The following is a 16,874-nucleotide window of genomic DNA, read 5'->3' on the forward strand; positions in this document are numbered from 1 at the left end:
GGACCGCGGACCTTCCGCCTGCTCGCCGCCGCGGTGCTGCTGCCGATCGGGCTATGGCTGCTGCTCCGTCGGCCCGCGCTGCTGCCACGTGAAACGGCGATGTCACCGCGTACCATCACCGGCCTGGCTCTGGTCGTGGGCCTCATCGGCGGCATCTACGGCATCGGTGGCGGTTCCATCCTGGGGCCGGTGCTGGTGGGCAGCGGGATGTCGGTGGCCGTGGTCGCTCCCGCGGCGCTGGCCTCCACCTTCGTCACGTCGTGCGTCGGCGTCGGGACCTACGCGTTGCTGTCCCTCGGCTCGAGCGACCACGTCGCGCCCGACTGGCCGCTCGGATTGCTGTGCGGGCTCGGCGGTTTGATCGGCGGCAACCTCGGTGCACGTCTGCAGCCACGTTTGCCCGAGGCGACGCTGCGACGGCTACTGGGAACGCTCGCGGTCGCCCTGGCAGTTGCCTACCTGGTGCAGGCCGCCCGATAGGCGCAGTGGACCTACGTGCACAGGGCGGCAAAGTGCCGGCCGCGAGTTGATCGCTTCAGTTTGATGGCTCGGGTGAGAGCAGGTCCTCCTCGAGGAACGCCCGAATCCGCGCGGCAATCACCGGCCAGTCGGGGCCGAGCCAGACGAAGTGGCTGGGGGCGTTGCTGACGATGAGTTCAGCGCGGCGGATCACGTCCGCGAAGGACTGCGAGTGGTGGAAGGGAACGCCGCGGTCGGTGCGGGTGGCGATCACAAGTGTGGGTTGGTCGATTTGGGTGGTCACGTCCGGCGTGGGGCGCAGGTCGTTGCGGAACCCACGCCCGGAGCGCATGTGCGCGAAAAGGGCGAGCAGCACGGCGCGGTCCTGCGCCGACAACGCGGTCGCGACCTCGCCACCCGGTCGGGTGGACAGCCGTCCCAGCATCATCCGCAGCCCGGTGCCGGGTGCGACGCGGATGAGCCCGCGTACCGCTGCCCAGGTGAGGCGTTCGGTCCGGCCGGCGAACGCCAGGTGCGAGCCCAGGCGGGTACAGCGGTCCGGATAGGGCAGCCAGCTCACGGCGCTGATGAGGATCAAGCGCTCGACGAGGTCAGGATGGCGCGCCGCCATCGTCGCGGCGGTCGGCCCGCCCCCGGAAATACCCACGACGGCGGTGACCCGGTCGATGCCCAGCTGGGCACACAGCGCCCGGACCACGTCGGTACAGCCCTGCACCGATCTGCCGGTGGACAGCGGCGTGCGGCCGTAGCCCGGACGCGAGGGCACCAACACCGTGGCGCCGGCTTCGGCGAAGACCTCCTCGCCCAGTGCCAGCCCGGCCCGCACGTGCCCGCCGTGGAACACCAGCACGACCGCTTCACCGCGTCGTTCCAGCCGGTACTCGATCTGGCCGGTGGGCAGGCTCGCCACTGTCGTCGGACGGAGGAGGTCGAGCATCGGGACTGTGCCTCCGGTGGCCGGTGGCCGCAGGGGCGTGGCCGGGCACAATGTTAGTGGCTAACATTGTGCCGTGACCACCGCATCCCCGGCCGGCGGGAAGCGCGAGCGGACCAGCGCCCGCCTGCTGCTCTGTGCCCTGGCGCTGTTCGAGTCCCAAGGCTTCGAGGAGACGACGGTCGCGCAGATCGCGGAGACGGCCGGGGTCGCGCCGATGACGTTCTTCCGCCACTTCGCCGCCAAGGCACAGGTGCTGCTGGACGATCCCTATGACCCGGTCATCGCCGCGTCGATAGCCCGCCAGCCGAGGCGGTTGCGCGCGTTGGCGCGAACCACGGCCGGGCTGCGCCAGGCCTGGGCGGAGTTGCCCGAGCCGATCAGCGAGATCCAGCGCAGGCGGGTCCGGGTCGTCGCGACCACGCCGTCGCTGTGGGGCGAGATGCTCGCCAGCAACGCCAGGACCGAGCAGTTGATCGTCGACCAACTGGTGCGCGACGGCACGGACCGGCTCACCGCCCGGGCCGCGGCGGCGGCCACCCTGGCCGCGGTCGCCGCCGGGCTCGTCGAGTGGTCCCAGCAGGACGACGGTTCCATCGGTGACGCGGTGACGCGCGCGCTGGGCGTGCTTGACGGCGCCGATGGCTGAGTTGGGATGTCGCGAATTGAGCCGGGTCTTTCCGGGTGGCGCCGGGGTGCACAGCATCGACCTGCGGGTGGCGTCCAGGACCGTGCACGCCCTGGTCGGGCTCAACGGTGCGGGCAAGACGACGCTGCTGCGACTGCTGTTGGGCATGCTCCGACCGGACTCCGGCACCGTGGCGTTGAACGGCCGTGAGCTGAGCCGACTGCGACCGGCCGACTGGATGCAGGTGGGACACCTGGTCGGCGCGCCACTCGCCTACCCCGAGCTCGGGGTGCGGATGAACCTGGAGTTGGCGGCCCGGCTGGCCGGCGTCCGGCGAAGCGAGATCCCGGACGTGGTCGATGCCGCCCTGGACGAACTCGAGTTGGGGCCCTACGCCGACAAGCGGGTCGGCGTGCTCTCGCAGGGCAACCTGCAACGAGTCGGCCTCGCGGTCGCGTTGCAGCACTCGCCGCAGGTGATCGTGCTCGACGAACCGTCCAGCGCGCTCGATCCCTCCGGGGTCGTCCTGCTGCGCGAGTTGCTCCTGCGCCGGGTTGCCGCCGGAGCGGCCGTCCTGGTCTCGAGTCACCACCTCGACGAGGTCGCCCGGATCGCCGACGTGATCACTGTGGTGAACGGCGGCGAGGTGGTCGGCGAACTCGAGCCCGGCAGCCCCGACATCGAGCGTGCCTTCTTCGCCCGGGTGCTCGCCCATGACGAGAGCAGGGCGCGATGACACCGGCGCTGTTCGTGGAGTATCGCAAGGTCGCCTCCTCCGTCGTGGTGCGTTCCGCCACCGCGCTGCTGGTGCTCGGCATCGTCGGGATCTCGGCCTCCCTGAGCTTGGCGATTGCCCGAGGTGACGAGCAGGCGCGCGCCAAGCTCGGGCCCCTCGCCGACAAGCAGGGCTGGGATCAACTCACCGGGATGACCGCGATGATCAGCGCTCCCGCGGCGCTGCTCGGCTTCGGCACCGTGCTCAGCTGGATGATCGGACGCGAATTCGCGGACGGAACGATCTGCGGTTTGTTCGCGCTTCCGGTTTCCCGCCGTGCGCTCGCCACGGCGAAGCTCATCGTGTTCGGTTGCTGGACAGCTGCGGTCGCGGTCATCGTGGCCGTCTCGTGCGCCGCCCTCGGGTTGGCCCTCGGCTACGGCCTTCCTCAGGACGCAGACATCGCCGGATTGGTCCGACTCCTGGCGGTCGGACTACTCACCGGCCTGCTCGCCGCGCCGGCCGGCTGGGCGGCGACGCTCGGCCGCGGACTGCTCCCGGGAATCGCCACCACGGTCGTCATGATCGCGCTCGGCCAGATCTTGGTGGCGGCGGGCGTCGGGGCATGGTTCCCGGTCGCGGCCCCCGCACTCTGGGCGGTTTTCCCGGACGACGTCTCCGAGCTTCAGCTGACCCTGGTCCCGATCACCGCACTCGTCGTTGCCGCGATGACTGCCCGGGCCTGGCAGCAACTCCAGCTCGACAAATAACGCCGAGAGGACACCCGCGGAATCCACGAGCGTCTACTGGTGGCGATGAGACGTAAAGCCGTGCCCGGGCGGCGAGGAATGAGACCGCAACTGAGACCGGACGACCGGCGCCTGCGGTCCGCCCGGCCGACCAGCCCTCTTTGTGTGGTGGGACCTGCTGGTATCGCCAATAGGACCGGGCTAAGCTTAGTCTATGCCGACGGTGAACATGCATGAGGCCAAGACGAATCTCTCCAAACTGGTGGAGCGAGCTGCAGCAGGCGAGGACATCGTGATTGCGCGGGCCGGGGTTCCGGTCGCCCGGCTGGTCCCGGTCCGGCATCACCAGCCCGTGACCCTGGGGCTGCTGCAGGGTCGTATCCGCATTGCGGCGGATTTCGACGCCCCGCTTCCCGACGACGTCCAGCGCGCCTTCGACGGCCTCGGCTCGTGAAGCTCCTGCTGGACACCCATGTCGTGCTGTGGGCCTGGGGCGATCCCGACCGAATAAGTGCGCCGGCCCGGCAGGCGATCCTCAACCCCGCCAACGCGAAAGTGGTGAGCGCAGCCAGCGCGTGGGAGGCGTCGGTGAAGTCCGCGGCGGGCCGCCTGAACCTGCCGGAGGATTTCGGCGACTCCCTGCGGGCGAGCGGCTTCGAGCCGTTGGCCATCACGGTCGAGGATGGGTTGGCTGCGGGCGCACTGCCACCGCACCACGGCGACCCTTTCGATCGCATGCTCGTCGCCCAGGCCCAGGGCGGTGGCTTCACCCTCGTCACCCGCGATGAACAACTCACGGCTTATGACGTGGCGATCCTGCGGGCTTAAGCGCGCCACACGCAATCAGCTGGGTGGGCCTAGATGGACTTGAACCATCGACCTCTTCCTTATCAGGGAAGCGCTCTAACCGAGCTGAGCTATAGGCCCCGGGTGCGGCAGGACCATACCCCACCGCGCCGGCCGGGCCGAAATCGCCCGGAACGTCGAACGGGCCCCGACGCTTTCGCGCAGGGGCCCGTTTATCCGCCGACCGGAGGGTCGTTACTCCTCTTCGGCCAGGGTGACCTCGACGCCACCGACCATGTCGGTGGACAGGTTGTACAGGTAGGCGCCCAGGGTGGTCAACGCGGTGATCATGATCGTGTCGACCAGCGCCACGATCGTCGCCATGCCCATGACGCGGGGCAGTGAGAAGAACGCGACGACGTCGAACCCCTTGGAGTTCTGGTTACCGCTGACGTCGCTGACGGTGCTCGCCACGGTGGAGAAGAAGCCCATGAAGTCCAGGGCCAGCCACAGCAGGCCGATCGCCACCAGCAGCACGATGCCCAGCGCCACGGAGAACAGGAAGGAAACCTTCATCACCGACCACGGGTCGATGTTGACGATCTTCAGCCGGGCCCGGCGCACCCGCGGCCCACCGCGGCCGGTGTCGGCGCCGCGCGCGCGGCCCAGCCGCGACTTGGGCACCGGTGCGTCGCTGCTCACCGGCTTGGCCGGGGCGGGCACGGTCATCCGCTCCGGCATGACCGGCGCGTCCATCGGCCTGGTCTCGAACCTCGGCTCGGGCCGGGTCATCGGCGCGGTCTCGGCGAACGTGACCGCCTCCGCCTCCTCGGCCTCTGCCTTCTCGGCGTTGGGCTTACGGCCCCACCGTGCCTTCTTGGGTGCGGCCTCGGCGTCCGCCGTCTCGGCGGACGACTCCGACGCGGCCGTGACGTCGGCAACCGGCTGAGCGCTGCGCGATGCCGCGTAGTCACTCACGCTGTCCGCCACCACGATCGCCACCGCGGCACCCGAGTCGTCGGCGTTCGGCTCCCCCGAGCCGTCGCCGACCTTTCCCAACCCGAAGGCGCGGCCGAATCCCCCGCGCATCTTCTCGTCAGCCACCGCTTGTCAGTCCTCCTCTGGGGCGCCTCCCCCGGAGCCCCCCTGGTCCGTCACGACCGCAGGCGCGTCGCCATCCACGTCCGAACCAGTTCCCCCGGGTTCGGCGTCCGAGTCCTCATCAGCCAAGGCCTCGGCGTTTCGTGCGATCGCTACCACACTGTCGCCATCGGCCACGTCAATCAGCCGTACACCCATGGTGGCACGTCCGGTACGCCGAAGCTCGGTAGTTGTGATAACCGTACGAATGACGCCGCCATTTGAGGTAATTGCGAACAATTGATCACCCTCGACCACGACGAGAGCCCCGATCAGTTCGCCACGATCGTCCGTTGTGCGCGCTGCCCGGGTGCCGAAACCGCCCCGCTGCTGCACGCGGTATTCGTCCACCGCGGTCCGTTTGACATAACCGTTCGCCGTCGCCACAACAAGGTCCGAGTCCGGCCGAACCAGAGCGAGGGACAACACCCGGTCGCCGTCGCGCAGCGCCATCGACCGCACCCCGCCGGTGGCCCGACCCATCGGACGTAGCGCCTCGTCGTCCGCGGTGAACCGGATCGACATGGCCCGGCGGCTGACCAGCAGCACGTCGTCGGTGGGGGCCACCAGCAGCGCGCCGATCACCTCGTCGTCCTCGCGCAGGTTGATCGCGATCACCCCGCCCTGCCGTGGGGAGTCGTACTCGGTCAGCGCGGTCTTCTTGATCTGGCCGCCGCGGGTCGCCAGCACCAGGTACGGCGCCACGGTGTAGTCGCGCAAATACATCACCTGCGCGATGGTCTCGTCGGGTTGGAAGGCCAACAGATTCGCCACGTGCATGCCCTTGGCATCACGTCCGGAATCGGGCAGTTCGTAGGCCTTTGTCCGGTAGACCCGGCCCTTGTTGGTGAAGAAAAGAATCCAGTGGTGGGTTGTCGTGACAAAGAAGTGCTCGACGATGTCGTCCTGGCGCAGCGTCGCCCCGCGAATGCCCTTACCGCCGCGGCGTTGCGACCGATACAGGGTCGCGCTGGTCCGCTTGGCGTAACCGCCACGGGTGATGGTGACGACCACATCCTCCTCGGCAATGAGGTCCTCCATGGAGACCTCACCGTCCCAGGGCACGATCTGCGTGCGCCGCTCGTCGCCGTACTTCTCAACGGTGGCGGCGAGCTCATCGGAGATGATCTGCCGCTGCCGCTCCTCGGAGGCGAGGATCGCGTTGAAGCCGGCGATGCGCTCCATCAAATCGTCGTACTCGTCGATGATCTTCTGGCGCTCCAGGGCGGCGAGCCGACGCAGCTGCATGTCCAGGATCGCGGTGGCCTGCGCCTCGTCGATCTCCAACAGCGCCATCAGGCCGGTGCGGGCCTCCTCGACGGTGGGACTGCGTCGAATCAACGCGATGACCTCGTCGAGCGCGTCGAGCGCTTTGAGGTAGGCCCGCAGGATGTGCGCGCGCTCTTCTGCCTTGCGCAGCCGGTACCGCGTGCGCCGGACGATGACCTCGATCTGGTGGGTCACCCAGTGCCGGACGAACGCGTCCAGCGGCAGCGTGCGTGGCACGCCGTCTACCAGCGCCAGCATGTTGGCGCCGAAGGTGTCCTGCAACTGGGTGTGTTTGTAGAGGTTGTTCAGCACCACCTGCGCGACCGCGTCGCGCTTGAGCACGATCACCAACCGCTGGCCGGTGCGCGCGCTGGTCTCGTCGTTGAGCTCGGCGATGCCCTGGATGCGCCCGTCGTTGACCAGCTCGGCGATCTTTGTCGCCAGGTTGTCCGGATTCACCTGGTAGGGCAGCGCGGTGACCACCAACTGGGTGCGGCCCTTGGCATTCTCCTCGACCTCGACTACCGCCCGCATGGTGATCGAGCCGCGGCCGGTGGTGTACGCATCGCGAATGCCGCGCAGGCCCACGATCAGCGCGCCGGTCGGGAAGTCCGGGCCCTTCACCCGCTCCAGCAGGGCCTCGAGCAGCTCCTGCTTGGACACCTGCGGGTTACTCAGATACCACTGCACACCCTCGGCGATCTCCCGCAGGTTGTGCGGCGGGATGTTGGTCGCCATGCCGACCGCGATGCCGGCCGAGCCGTTGACCAACAGATTCGGGAACCGCGCCGGCAGCACGTTGGGCTCGGACTCGCGCCCGTCGTAGTTCGGCGAAAAGTCGACGGTTTCCTCGTCGATGTCCCGCAGCATCTCCATGGCCAGCGGGGCCAGCCGGCACTCGGTGTACCGCATGGCCGCGGCCGGGTCGTTGCCCGGCGAGCCGAAGTTGCCGTTGCCGTCCACCAGCGGCATGCGCATCGACCACGGCTGGGCCAACCGCACCAGGGCGTCGTAGATCGCCGAGTCACCGTGCGGGTGGTAGGAGCCCATGACGTCGCCGACGATGCGGGCGCACTTGTTGTACCCGCGGTCCGGGCGGTAACCGCCGTCGTACATCGCGTACAACACGCGGCGGTGCACCGGCTTGAGGCCGTCGCGTACATCGGGCAGCGCGCGGCCCACGATCACGCTCATCGCGTAATCGAGGTAGCTGCGCTGCATCTCGACCTCGAGCCCCACCGGCTCGATGCGACCGCCGGGCGGCGGAGCTGACGTCAGGTCAGATGTCAAGGAATCGCACGTCCTTCGCATTGCGCTGGATGAAGTTGCGGCGGGACTCGACGTCCTCGCCCATCAGCACGCTGAACAACTCATCGGCCATCGCCGCCTCGTCCAGAGTGACCTGGAGCAGCACCCGAGTGCCCGGGTCCATGGTGGTGTCCCACAGTTCCTTGGCCGGCATCTCACCCAGACCCTTGAACCGCTGGATGCCGTCGTCCTTGGGGATCTTCCGGCCGGCCTGCACGCCAGCGGCGAGCAGTGCGTCGCGCTCCCGGTCGGAGTAGGCGTACTCCACGTTGTCCTTACCGCCGGGCCATTTCAGCTTGTACAACGGCGGTTGGGCGAGATAGACGTATCCCCCTTCGACCAACGGCTTCATGAACCGGAACAGCAGGGTGAGCAGCAGCGTGCGGATGTGCTGACCGTCGACGTCGGCGTCGGCCATCAGGATGATTTTGTGGTACCGCAGTTTGAGTACGTCGAACTCATCGTGGATGCCGGTGCCCAGCGCGGTGATGATCGCCTGCACCTCGGTGTTCTGCAGCACCCGGTCGATGCGCGACTTCTCGACGTTGAGGATCTTGCCGCGGATCGGCAGGATCGCCTGGGTCATCGGGTCGCGGCCACCGACCGCGGAGCCACCGGCCGAGTCACCCTCGACGATGAAGACCTCGCAGCGCTCCGGCTCATTGGACTGACAGTCCCTCAGTTTGCCGGGCATTCCGCCGCCGGTCAGCAAACCCTTGCGGTTACGGGCCAGATCCCGGGCCTTGCGCGCCGCGATCCGCGCGCTGGCCGCATCGATCGACTTGCGCGCAATCTGCTGGCCCTCTTTGGGATTCTCCTCGAACCAGCGGCCCAGACGTTCGTTGAGGATCGTCTGCACGAAGGTGCGCGCCTCCGTGTTGCCCAGCTTGGTCTTGGTCTGCCCCTCGAACTGAGGCTCACTCAGTTTGACCGACACGATCGCGGTCAGGCCCTCGCGAATGTCCTCGCCGGTGAGGTTCGCGTCCTTCTCCTTGAGCAGGTTCCACTGCCGACCGAACTTGTTCACCAGGGAGGTCAGCGAGGATCGGAAGCCCTCCTCGTGGGTGCCGCCCTCGTGGGTGTTGATGGTGTTCGCGAAGGTGTACACCGACTCGTTGAATGAGTGGTTCCACTGCATCGCGATCTCCACCGCGATGTGCCGATCGGTGTCCTCGGCCTCGAAGGACAGGATCGTCGGGTGCGAGGGCGTCTTGGATTCGTTGAGGTGGCGGACGTAGTCGACGATGCCGCCGTCATAGCAATAGGTGAACGAAAGCGGCGCCCCGGTCTCGGGGTCGGCGTGTTCGGCACGTTCGTCGGTCAGCGTGATGGTCAGGCCCTTGTTGAGGAAGGCCATTTCCTCCAGGCGTCGACGCAAGGTCTCGAAGTCGTAGTCGGTGGTCTCGAAGATCTCCGGGTCCGGCCAGAAGGTGACCACGGTTCCGGTGGCATCGGTTGCCTCGCCCCGGGCGAGCGCGGCCGTCGGGGCGCCGCCGGAGTACGTCTGCCGCCACACGTAACCGTCGCGGCAGATCTCCACATCCAGCCGGATGGACAGCGCGTTGACCACCGAGACGCCCACGCCGTGCAGACCACCGGAGACCGCATACCCGCCGCCGCCGAACTTGCCGCCCGCGTGCAGCGTGGTCAGCACCACCTCAACCGCGGGGCGCTTCTCCGCCGGGTGCTCGTCGACCGGGATCCCGCGGCCGTTGTCCACCACGCGCACCGCGCCGTCGGCCAGGATTGTCACTTCGACGGTGTCGCAGTAGCCGGCCAGCGCCTCGTCCACCGCGTTGTCCACGACCTCGTAGACCAGGTGGTGCAGGCCCCGCTCGCCGGTGGACCCGATGTACATGCCGGGTCGCTTGCGAACGGCCTCCAACCCCTCCAGCACGGTGATCGCGCTGGCGTCGTAGGAATGTCCAACTGCGGGCTTGCCATTGTTCGAAGGTTCGGCGGCCTGTTCCGGCATGACCGCCAGACGCTCCGCGATCTCTTCGCTCACGTAACCCCTAAATAACCCGTTCGACTCGCCGAACGGCGGGTCACGTCGTCAATTCTACTGGTTCTCGGGCAGGCGACCCGGCCTTCCGGGCCTCAAAACGGCGCCGAGCCGCGATCACCCCCCGTCCACGTGTCCCCCCACACGGGTGACGGTCTACCTGCCCATTGTGGCGTGGGCCACAGTTGTCCCCGGGGAACTATCCCCATCTGTGGAAAACCCTGTGGACAACGCCCCTGGTCGAGGCTGACGTCATCCGCGTCGACCACCTGAGGCCCCGAATTGTGGCCAAGGAGGATGACATCAGCGTTGGCCACCGGGCTCAGCCGTAGGTGTCCCGCGGGCCACGCCCGTCGCGTGCCCGCAGCGGCCCGTAATTCCACGACGGGGCGTCCGGGCCGCGCACATCGAGTCGGGTGACGCTGCCGTGCCCGAGTTCGACGTTCAACCGCCGCACGATGTCCGCGGACATCAACCGCAGCTGGGTGGCCCAGGCGGTGGATGCGGCCCGCACGGTGAGCACGCCGTCGGCGAATGCCAGCGGTTCGGTGTGCGCCGCCACGTCCGCCCCGACGATCGCCGACCACCGGTCCAACACACCGACCGCGGCCGCGGGCAGCTGCCAGCCGCGCTCGGTGACCAGCCGATCGAGCGTCGCGCCGAACAACAGCGGATCCCGGTCGGCGGACTCGCGTGCTTCGCGCACCGGCCGGAGCCGGCGACGCGCGCCGCCGGCCGCGCGGGCCTGCTGCTGCGCCCGGGCCAGCGCCGCCCGGGCCAGGTCCACCCCGGGCGCCGGGTCCTCGCGCGGGCCGGGCGCCTCGGTGTCATCCGACACGATTCACCGTCCCGTCGCGCACCTCGTAGCGGGCACCCGTCAACTCAGACGGTACGTCCTCGGGCACCGCGGCGGTGATCAGCACCTGCTCCGCCCCGGCGATCAGCCCGGCCAACCGGGACCGGCGGTGCACGTCCAGTTCGGCGAACACGTCGTCCAGGATCAGCACCGGATCGGTGCCGGTGCCGAGCGTCCCGCGCAGCAACTCATACGAGGCCAGCCGCAGCGCGAGGGCGAACGACCAGGACTCGCCGTGGCTGGCGTAGCCGCGCGTGGGCAACGGACCCAGCGACAGAATCAGGTCGTCGCGGTGCGGTCCGACCAGGGAGATGCCGCGGTCCAGTTCGTTGGATCGCGCCTCCAGCACCGCCGCGGCCAGCGCGGCCTCCAACGTCTCGCGGTCCGCGGCCGGATCGAGCTCGGGCCCCAGCGAGCTGCGATAGACCAACGTCGCGGGACCGCCGCCGGAGGAGACCTCGTCGTAGGCCTTCTCTACCAGCGGTTCCAACGTGCTGACCAGCGACAACCGGTGCGCGAGCAGCTCCGCGCCGGTGCGCGACAGGTGGGCATCCCAGGTCTCCAACGTGCGCAGATCCCCGCGTCCGGACCGGCTGTCGTCGCCACCGCCTCGGCTACCGCCTCGGCTGTCGTCGCCATCGCCTCGGCTACCGCCTCGGCGACCGCCTCGGCGGCCGGCCCCGGCGGTCTTCAACAGGGCGTTGCGTTGCTTGAGCACGCGGTCGTAGTCGGCGCGCACCGCGGCCAGCCGCGGCGTCACCGCCACCAACAGGTCATCGAGGAACCGCCGCCGCTCGCTCGGGTCGCCCTTGACGATGGCGAGATCCTCCGGCGCGAACAACACCGTGTTCAGCACGCCGAGCACCTGGCGCGGCCGCTGCACCGGATTGCGGTTGAGCTTGATGCGATTCGCCCGCCCCGGATTCAGCTCGATCTCCACCAGCGCGCGGCGGTCCTCGCGCACAATCGCGGCCCGGATCACCGCGCGCTCGGCGCCGAGTCTGATCAACGGTGCGTCGGCAGCCACCCGGTGGCTGCCCAACGTGGCCACGTAGCCGAGCGCCTCGATCAGATTGGTCTTGCCCTGGCCGTTCAGGCCGAGCAGCGCGCAGGGCCCCGGCGGTAATTCCAGCGTCGCGCTCGCGTAGGAGCGGAAATCGGTCAGCTCCAGGGATTCGACGCGCACGCCGCCATCGTCTCAGGCTGCGCCGACCGTCTCGGTCAACCCGAGGTGCTCACCGCGTGCCCACCGAACTGATTGCGCAGGGCCGCGATCACCTTCATCGACGGGGAGTCGATCTGCCGCGAGGCGAAGCGGGCGAACAACGCCGCAGAAATCACCGGCATTGGCACGGCGTTGTCGATGCCCTCCTCGAGGGTCCACCGACCCTCACCGGAGTCCTCGGCATACCCCTTCAACTCCGACAGGTCGTCATCGGCGTCCAGCGCACGGTCGAGCAGGTCCAGCAACCAGGACTGGATGACCGTGCCCTTGCGCCACGACTTGATCACCGCGGGCGCATCCTTCACCACGTCGCAGGCGACCATCAGCTCGTAGCCCTCGGCGAAGGCCTGCATCAGCCCGTACTCGATGCCGTTGTGCACCATCTTCGCGAAGTGCCCGGCGCCCACGCCGCCGGCGTGCACGAAGCCGAACTCGCCCTCCGGCTTGAGCGCGTCGAAAATCGGCTGCACCCGGGCCACGTCGGCGTCCGCACCGCCGACCATCAGGGCGTAGCCATTGGTGCGACCCCACACGCCGCCGGACACTCCGGCATCGATGTAGCCGATCTGCTTCGGCGCCAGGTGCGCGGCGTTCTCGACGTCGTCGGTCCACCGCGAATTGCCGCCGTCGATGACGATGTCGCCCGGCTCCAGCAGCTCGCCCAGCTCGTGCACGGTGTCTCGGGTCGGGGCGCCGTGCGGCACCATCACCCAGATCGCCCGCGGCGCCTCCAACGCCTTGACCAACTCCGGCAGCCCGGCGACCTCACTGACCTTGGGGTCCCGGTCGAATCCCACGACCTGGTGTCCGGCGGCCTCCAGCCGCGCCTTCATATTCCCGCCCATTCGGCCCAGGCCGATCAATCCCAGCTGCATCGAGGTCTCCCATCGCTCCGGTGCATCTGGTCTAGCCAGACGTCAGCCGGACAGTCGCACCGGCATCAATAGGTGGCGGTAATCCGACCCGGAGCCGGCCTCCCCGTCGGCGCTGCCCCCGGTGATCACCGCGGGCTTGGTCGAGGTGGTGAAGGCCAGCCGGGCGTGACCGGCGTCCAATGCATTCAACCCGTCCACCAGGTACGTCGGGTTGAACGCAATCGCAATTTCCGGTCCGTCCAACTGGGCCTCGATCGCCTCGGTGGCCGAGGCCTCCTCACCCGATCCCGCCTCCAGCACCAGCTCGCCCGGCGCGAAGTTCAACCGCACCGGGGTATTCCGCTCGGCAACCAGCGATACCCGACGCACCGCGTCCAGGAATGTGGCGGTCTCCACGGTCGCGTAGGACGTGGACTCCGCGGGCAGCAGGGAGCGGTATTTCGGGAACTCACCCTCCAGCAGCCGCGAGGTGGTCCGGCGGCCATTGGCGGACAGGCCGATCATCCCGGCCCCGCCGACGCCCGCGCTCAACGACAACTCAACCTCGCCGGTCATCGACTTGGCCGCGTCGGCCAGCGTCTTGGCCGGCACCAGGGCCTGCAACGCGGCACCGGGCGTCTCCGGTTTCCAGGCGAACTCGCGCACCGCCAACCGGTAGCGGTCGGTGGCCGCCAACGTCACCATGTCGCCCTCGATCTCCACCCGAATGCCAGTGAGGATCGGCAGGGTGTCATCCCGCCCCGCCGCGATCGCCACCTGCCCGACCGCGTGTGCGAGCACATCGGCGGCCACCGTGCCGGACCGGGTCGGCATCTCCGGCAGTGTGGGGTAGTCCTCGACCGGCAGCGTCAACAGGTTGAACCGGGCGCTGCCACAGGCCACCAACACCTTGGTGCCCTCGAGGGTGACGTCGATCGGCTTGGCGGGCAGGCTCTTACAAATGTCGGCGAGCAGTCGTCCGGACACGAGCACCCGCCCGTTGTCGGCGATGTCCGCGGAGACCTCTGCTCGTGCGGAGATCTCGTAATCGAACCCGGACAGGGCCAAACCGTTCTCGTCGGCCTCGACCAGCATTCCGGCCAACACGGCAACCGGGGGGCGGACTGGCAGGGTGCGCGCGGTCCACGCGACCGCCTCGGCCAGGACGTCACGATCCACCCGGAACTTCACCGGTCACCGCCTCCATTCGTCCGACGGGGGTCAGTCTGGCAGGCCCCGCGCGCGGAACCCAGGCAGGTGTGCACCTGTCGGACTTGTAGTGGCATGTCCAGAAATATCGATGTGCAGTCGTAGTACATCGGTGCGGTGGATGCTGTGGACAACGGCGTCCGTGCAGGTCGAGGCGCCGCGGTGAACGGCGATGTTGTGGACGGATCCGGGGACGGAGTCGGGGCCGCGGTGGATGGCAGCCGGCGCGGCGAACTATGCCCGGTTTGATCCCCGGGTCGGACCACACGATCCCCACCGTCGGTGCACAGGCGGCGAGTCTGGGGTATACCCGGCATCGCGAGGAGCGAAACATCGACGGCCCGAAAATCCTCTTAGGAAATTCTCAGTCCACAGGGTTGTTCACACCTGTGGGTATGTGAGATAGGACGAGAATGGGCCCGTCCGGAATTTCGAGAACGGCCGAACAACAAATCTTCAGGCGTTCCGGTTCTGCTGTTTGATCCTTGCCGTTAACTCGGTGACCTGCTGATAGACACTGTGGCGTTGGGCCATCAAATCGCGGATCTTGCGTTCCGCGTGCATGACCGTGGTGTGGTCGCGGCCACCGAATTGCTGGCCGATCTTGGGCAGTGACATGTCGGTCAGCTCCCGGGACAGATACATAGCGATCTGTCGCGCGGTCACCAACACCCGGGACCGGGACTGTCCGCACAGGTCGTCGATGGTCAGCCCGAAGTACAGCGCGGTCTGGGTCATGATCGTGGCCAGCGAGATCTCCGGGCCTGCCGCGTCGGCCAACATGTCCTTCAGCACGATCTCGGCCAGCGACAAATCGATGTCCGTCTTGTTCAGGCTGGCGAACGCCGTCACCCGGATCAGCGCGCCCTCGAGCTCGCGGATATTCGCCGAGACCTTCTTCGCGATGAACTCCAGCACCTCGGGCGGGATCACCGTGCGTTCCTGGGCGGCCTTTTTGCGCAGGATCGCGATACGCGTCTCCAGTTCCGGCGGCAGCACATCGGTGAGCAGGCCCCACTCGAACCGGTTGCGCAGCCGATCCTCCAACGTGATCAGCTGCTTGGGCGGCCGGTCGGAGGAGATCACGATCTGCTTGTTCGCGTTGTGCAGCGTGTTGAACGTGTGGAAGAACTCCTCCTGTGTCTGCTCCTTGTTCTCCAGGAACTGGATGTCGTCCACCAGGAGCACGTCCACCGCGCGGTACCGGGAGCGGAAACCCTCGGCTCGACCGTCACGGATGGAGTTGATGAAGTCGTTGGTGAACTCCTCCGAGCTCACGTAACGCACCCGCGAGCCGGAAAACAAGCTCGAGGTGTAGTGCCCGACCGCGTGTAACAGGTGGGTCTTGCCCAGCCCGGACTCCCCGTAGATGAACAACGGGTTGTACGCCCGGGCCGGTACCTCGGACACCGCGACCGCCGCGGCGTGCGCGAAGCGGTTGCTCTCCCCGGTGACGAAGCTGTCGAAGACGTACTTCGGGTTCAGCCGCGCCTCACGCTCGGTGTTGATCCCGGACAACGCCTTCCCGGTGGGCCAGGCAGCGGGCTCCGGCTCGTCGTCGTCGATGTCGTCGTCCACAACTCCGTACACCGCTGCGGCCGGGTCGAGATCCGTCGGTGCACCGTCCTCCCCCGCCGCGGACGGGCTGTCATCCACCGTCACGGCGATCCGGACGTCCTGCCCGGTGGCCCGGGACAGCGCGGAGGTGAGCTCCTCGCGCACCCGGGTCTCGATGACATCCTTGGCGAAATCGTTCGGGGCGGCGAGCACCGCCGTCCCCTCCACGAACGCAATCGGCCTGGTCAAACGCAGGAACGCGCGGTGGTTCTGGGGCAGGGCCTGTACGGCGTCGTCCACCAGCACCCGATCCCAGACGGCGGTCAGGTCTGGGTCGCGGTCGGTCACGGTGGTCCCCCATATGACGGTGGTTCGCGGCGCTGACTCATCCCTCGCTACCGCTTGCGGATGTGCCGAATTATGTCGGTTCGTCCTGGTTCTGCCGAGGGCGTTCGGCGCGTCGCCCGGGGATCATCCACAACGTCGTCCACAGGTGTGGACGAGCTGTAACACGGGCGTGACGCTGCGCCGCGCGCCAACGGTTTGACCCTGTGCAGCGGGCATGCGTACCGTGGGGCCGCCGCTTGCGCGGCGACCGGCTTGCCATGCGCAGCCGGCCCACCCAAGCCCGCGGAGATTGTCGTGAGCAAGCGCACATTCCAGCCGAACAACCGTCGTCGTGCCAAGACGCACGGGTTCCGGCTGCGTATGCGGACCCGGGCCGGTCGGGCGATCATCACGGCGCGGCGGGCCAAGGGTCGACAGAAGCTCTCGGCCTGATCCGCTGCCGTGCTGGCGGCCGCGAATCGTTTGTGTCAACGCAACGAGTTCGCGTTGGCGGTGCGCCGTGGCCGCCGCGCGGGACGCGGTTGCGTGGTCCTGCACCTGCATGTCGATGACAGCCCTCGCGAGGAACGCCGGGTGGGCTTTGTTGTCGCCCGTTCGGTGGGTCCGGCCGTGGTCCGCAATCGGGTGCGTCGTCGGCTTCGGCACCTCATGCGCGACCGGCTCAGCGCGGTGCCCGCCGGCGCGTTGTTGGTCGTTCGGGCCGCACCCACTGCCGCCACCGTGAGCCGCGCCGGCTTGGCGGCCGATCTGGACCAGGCGTTGACTGCCTTGCGCTCGGCCGAACGGACTCGGACCCCACGATGAAATACGT

The 16,874-nt window shown here is 68.3% G+C and carries 17 protein-coding genes and 1 tRNA gene; 8 read left to right on the top strand and 10 right to left on the bottom strand.

What is annotated here, in order from left to right; translation table 11 throughout:
- The coding region (locus VGJ14_02555; protein HEY2831279.1) for a TSUP family transporter at positions 1-480 on the top strand (480 nt) is incomplete at its 5' end.
- 55 nt (positions 481-535) lie between these two features.
- Here the strand turns inward: VGJ14_02555 and VGJ14_02560 are convergent.
- Complete coding sequence (locus VGJ14_02560; GenBank protein ID HEY2831280.1) at positions 536-1,417, bottom strand: alpha/beta fold hydrolase; 882 nt, start codon at positions 1,415-1,417, stop codon at positions 536-538.
- Positions 1,418-1,490: 73 nt separating this feature from the next.
- Here VGJ14_02560 and VGJ14_02565 point away from each other — a divergent pair, with 73 nt between their 5' ends.
- The 5 genes from VGJ14_02565 (at position 1,491) to VGJ14_02585 (ending at position 4,334) form a co-directional block, all read left to right on the top strand.
- Complete coding sequence (locus VGJ14_02565) at positions 1,491-2,063, top strand: helix-turn-helix domain-containing protein (GenBank protein HEY2831281.1); 573 nt, start codon at positions 1,491-1,493, stop codon at positions 2,061-2,063.
- 16 nt (positions 2,064-2,079) lie between these two features.
- Complete coding sequence (locus VGJ14_02570; GenBank protein HEY2831282.1) at positions 2,080-2,778, top strand: ABC transporter ATP-binding protein; 699 nt, start codon at positions 2,080-2,082, stop codon at positions 2,776-2,778.
- Entirely contained in the window at positions 2,775-3,527 is a 753-nt protein-coding gene (locus VGJ14_02575; protein HEY2831283.1) for an ABC transporter permease, read from the top strand. The genes VGJ14_02570 and VGJ14_02575 overlap by 4 nt, the downstream gene beginning before the upstream one ends.
- Before the next feature lie 193 nt (positions 3,528-3,720).
- The gene (locus tag VGJ14_02580) at positions 3,721-3,960 is read left to right on the top strand and encodes a type II toxin-antitoxin system Phd/YefM family antitoxin (protein HEY2831284.1); all 240 of its coding nucleotides are present in this window, start codon (positions 3,721-3,723) and stop codon (positions 3,958-3,960) included.
- Positions 3,957-4,334 (top strand): type II toxin-antitoxin system VapC family toxin, encoded by a 378-nt coding sequence (locus VGJ14_02585; GenBank protein HEY2831285.1) that lies wholly within the window; start codon positions 3,957-3,959, stop codon positions 4,332-4,334. The genes VGJ14_02580 and VGJ14_02585 overlap by 4 nt, the downstream gene beginning before the upstream one ends.
- Before the next feature lie 24 nt (positions 4,335-4,358).
- Here VGJ14_02585 and VGJ14_02590 read toward each other — a convergent pair.
- From VGJ14_02590 to dnaA, 9 genes are all read right to left on the bottom strand, one after another.
- Positions 4,359-4,433, bottom strand: a tRNA-Ile gene (locus tag VGJ14_02590).
- Positions 4,434-4,547: 114 nt separating this feature from the next.
- Positions 4,548-5,396, bottom strand: a complete 849-nt coding sequence (locus VGJ14_02595) for a DUF3566 domain-containing protein (protein HEY2831286.1) — start codon at positions 5,394-5,396, stop codon at positions 4,548-4,550.
- A gap of 6 nt (positions 5,397-5,402) precedes the next feature.
- Positions 5,403-7,940 (bottom strand): DNA gyrase subunit A, encoded by a 2,538-nt coding sequence (gene gyrA / locus VGJ14_02600; GenBank protein ID HEY2831287.1) that lies wholly within the window; start codon positions 7,938-7,940, stop codon positions 5,403-5,405.
- A gap of 40 nt (positions 7,941-7,980) precedes the next feature.
- Entirely contained in the window at positions 7,981-9,984 is a 2,004-nt protein-coding gene (gyrB, locus tag VGJ14_02605; GenBank protein HEY2831288.1) for a DNA topoisomerase (ATP-hydrolyzing) subunit B, read from the bottom strand.
- 352 nt (positions 9,985-10,336) lie between these two features.
- Complete coding sequence (locus VGJ14_02610; protein ID HEY2831289.1) at positions 10,337-10,852, bottom strand: DciA family protein; 516 nt, start codon at positions 10,850-10,852, stop codon at positions 10,337-10,339.
- Positions 10,842-12,056, bottom strand: a complete 1,215-nt coding sequence (gene recF / locus VGJ14_02615; GenBank protein ID HEY2831290.1) for a DNA replication/repair protein RecF — start codon at positions 12,054-12,056, stop codon at positions 10,842-10,844. Before recF ends, VGJ14_02610 begins: the two co-directional genes overlap by 11 nt.
- A gap of 35 nt (positions 12,057-12,091) precedes the next feature.
- Entirely contained in the window at positions 12,092-12,970 is an 879-nt protein-coding gene (gene gnd / locus VGJ14_02620; GenBank protein ID HEY2831291.1) for a decarboxylating 6-phosphogluconate dehydrogenase, read from the bottom strand.
- Between the two features lie 42 nt (positions 12,971-13,012).
- A complete protein-coding gene (gene dnaN, locus VGJ14_02625) occupies positions 13,013-14,128 on the bottom strand; it encodes a DNA polymerase III subunit beta (protein HEY2831292.1) in 1,116 nt (371 codons plus the stop codon).
- 486 nt (positions 14,129-14,614) lie between these two features.
- Positions 14,615-16,063 (bottom strand): chromosomal replication initiator protein DnaA, encoded by a 1,449-nt coding sequence (gene dnaA / locus VGJ14_02630; protein HEY2831293.1) that lies wholly within the window; start codon positions 16,061-16,063, stop codon positions 14,615-14,617.
- A 294-nt stretch (positions 16,064-16,357) separates the two neighbouring features.
- Between dnaA and rpmH the strand changes: the two genes are divergently transcribed.
- Both rpmH and rnpA read left to right on the top strand, forming a co-directional pair.
- The gene (gene rpmH / locus VGJ14_02635; protein HEY2831294.1) at positions 16,358-16,495 is read left to right on the top strand and encodes a 50S ribosomal protein L34; all 138 of its coding nucleotides are present in this window, start codon (positions 16,358-16,360) and stop codon (positions 16,493-16,495) included.
- Positions 16,496-16,504: 9 nt separating this feature from the next.
- Positions 16,505-16,867 (top strand): ribonuclease P protein component, encoded by a 363-nt coding sequence (gene rnpA / locus VGJ14_02640; GenBank protein ID HEY2831295.1) that lies wholly within the window; start codon positions 16,505-16,507, stop codon positions 16,865-16,867.
- Positions 16,868-16,874 lie beyond the last annotated feature (7 nt).

The sequence above is a fragment of the Sporichthyaceae bacterium genome, from assembly GCA_036493475.1.
Classification (GTDB): domain Bacteria; phylum Actinomycetota; class Actinomycetes; order Sporichthyales; family Sporichthyaceae; genus DASQPJ01.

Bases quoted from the DNA above. Each gene is read 5' to 3' on its own strand.
- VGJ14_02560 (HEY2831280.1), bottom strand. From the start codon at position 1,417: ATGCTCGACCTCCTCCGTCCGACGACAGTGGCGAGCCTGCCCACCGGC.
- VGJ14_02575 (HEY2831283.1), top strand. From the start codon at position 2,775: ATGACACCGGCGCTGTTCGTGGAGTATCGCAAGGTCGCCTCCTCCGTC.
- VGJ14_02580 (HEY2831284.1), top strand. From the start codon at position 3,721: ATGCCGACGGTGAACATGCATGAGGCCAAGACGAATCTCTCCAAACTG.
- gyrB (HEY2831288.1), bottom strand. From the start codon at position 9,984: ATGCCGGAACAGGCCGCCGAACCTTCGAACAATGGCAAGCCCGCAGTT.
- gnd (HEY2831291.1), bottom strand. From the start codon at position 12,970: ATGCAGCTGGGATTGATCGGCCTGGGCCGAATGGGCGGGAATATGAAG.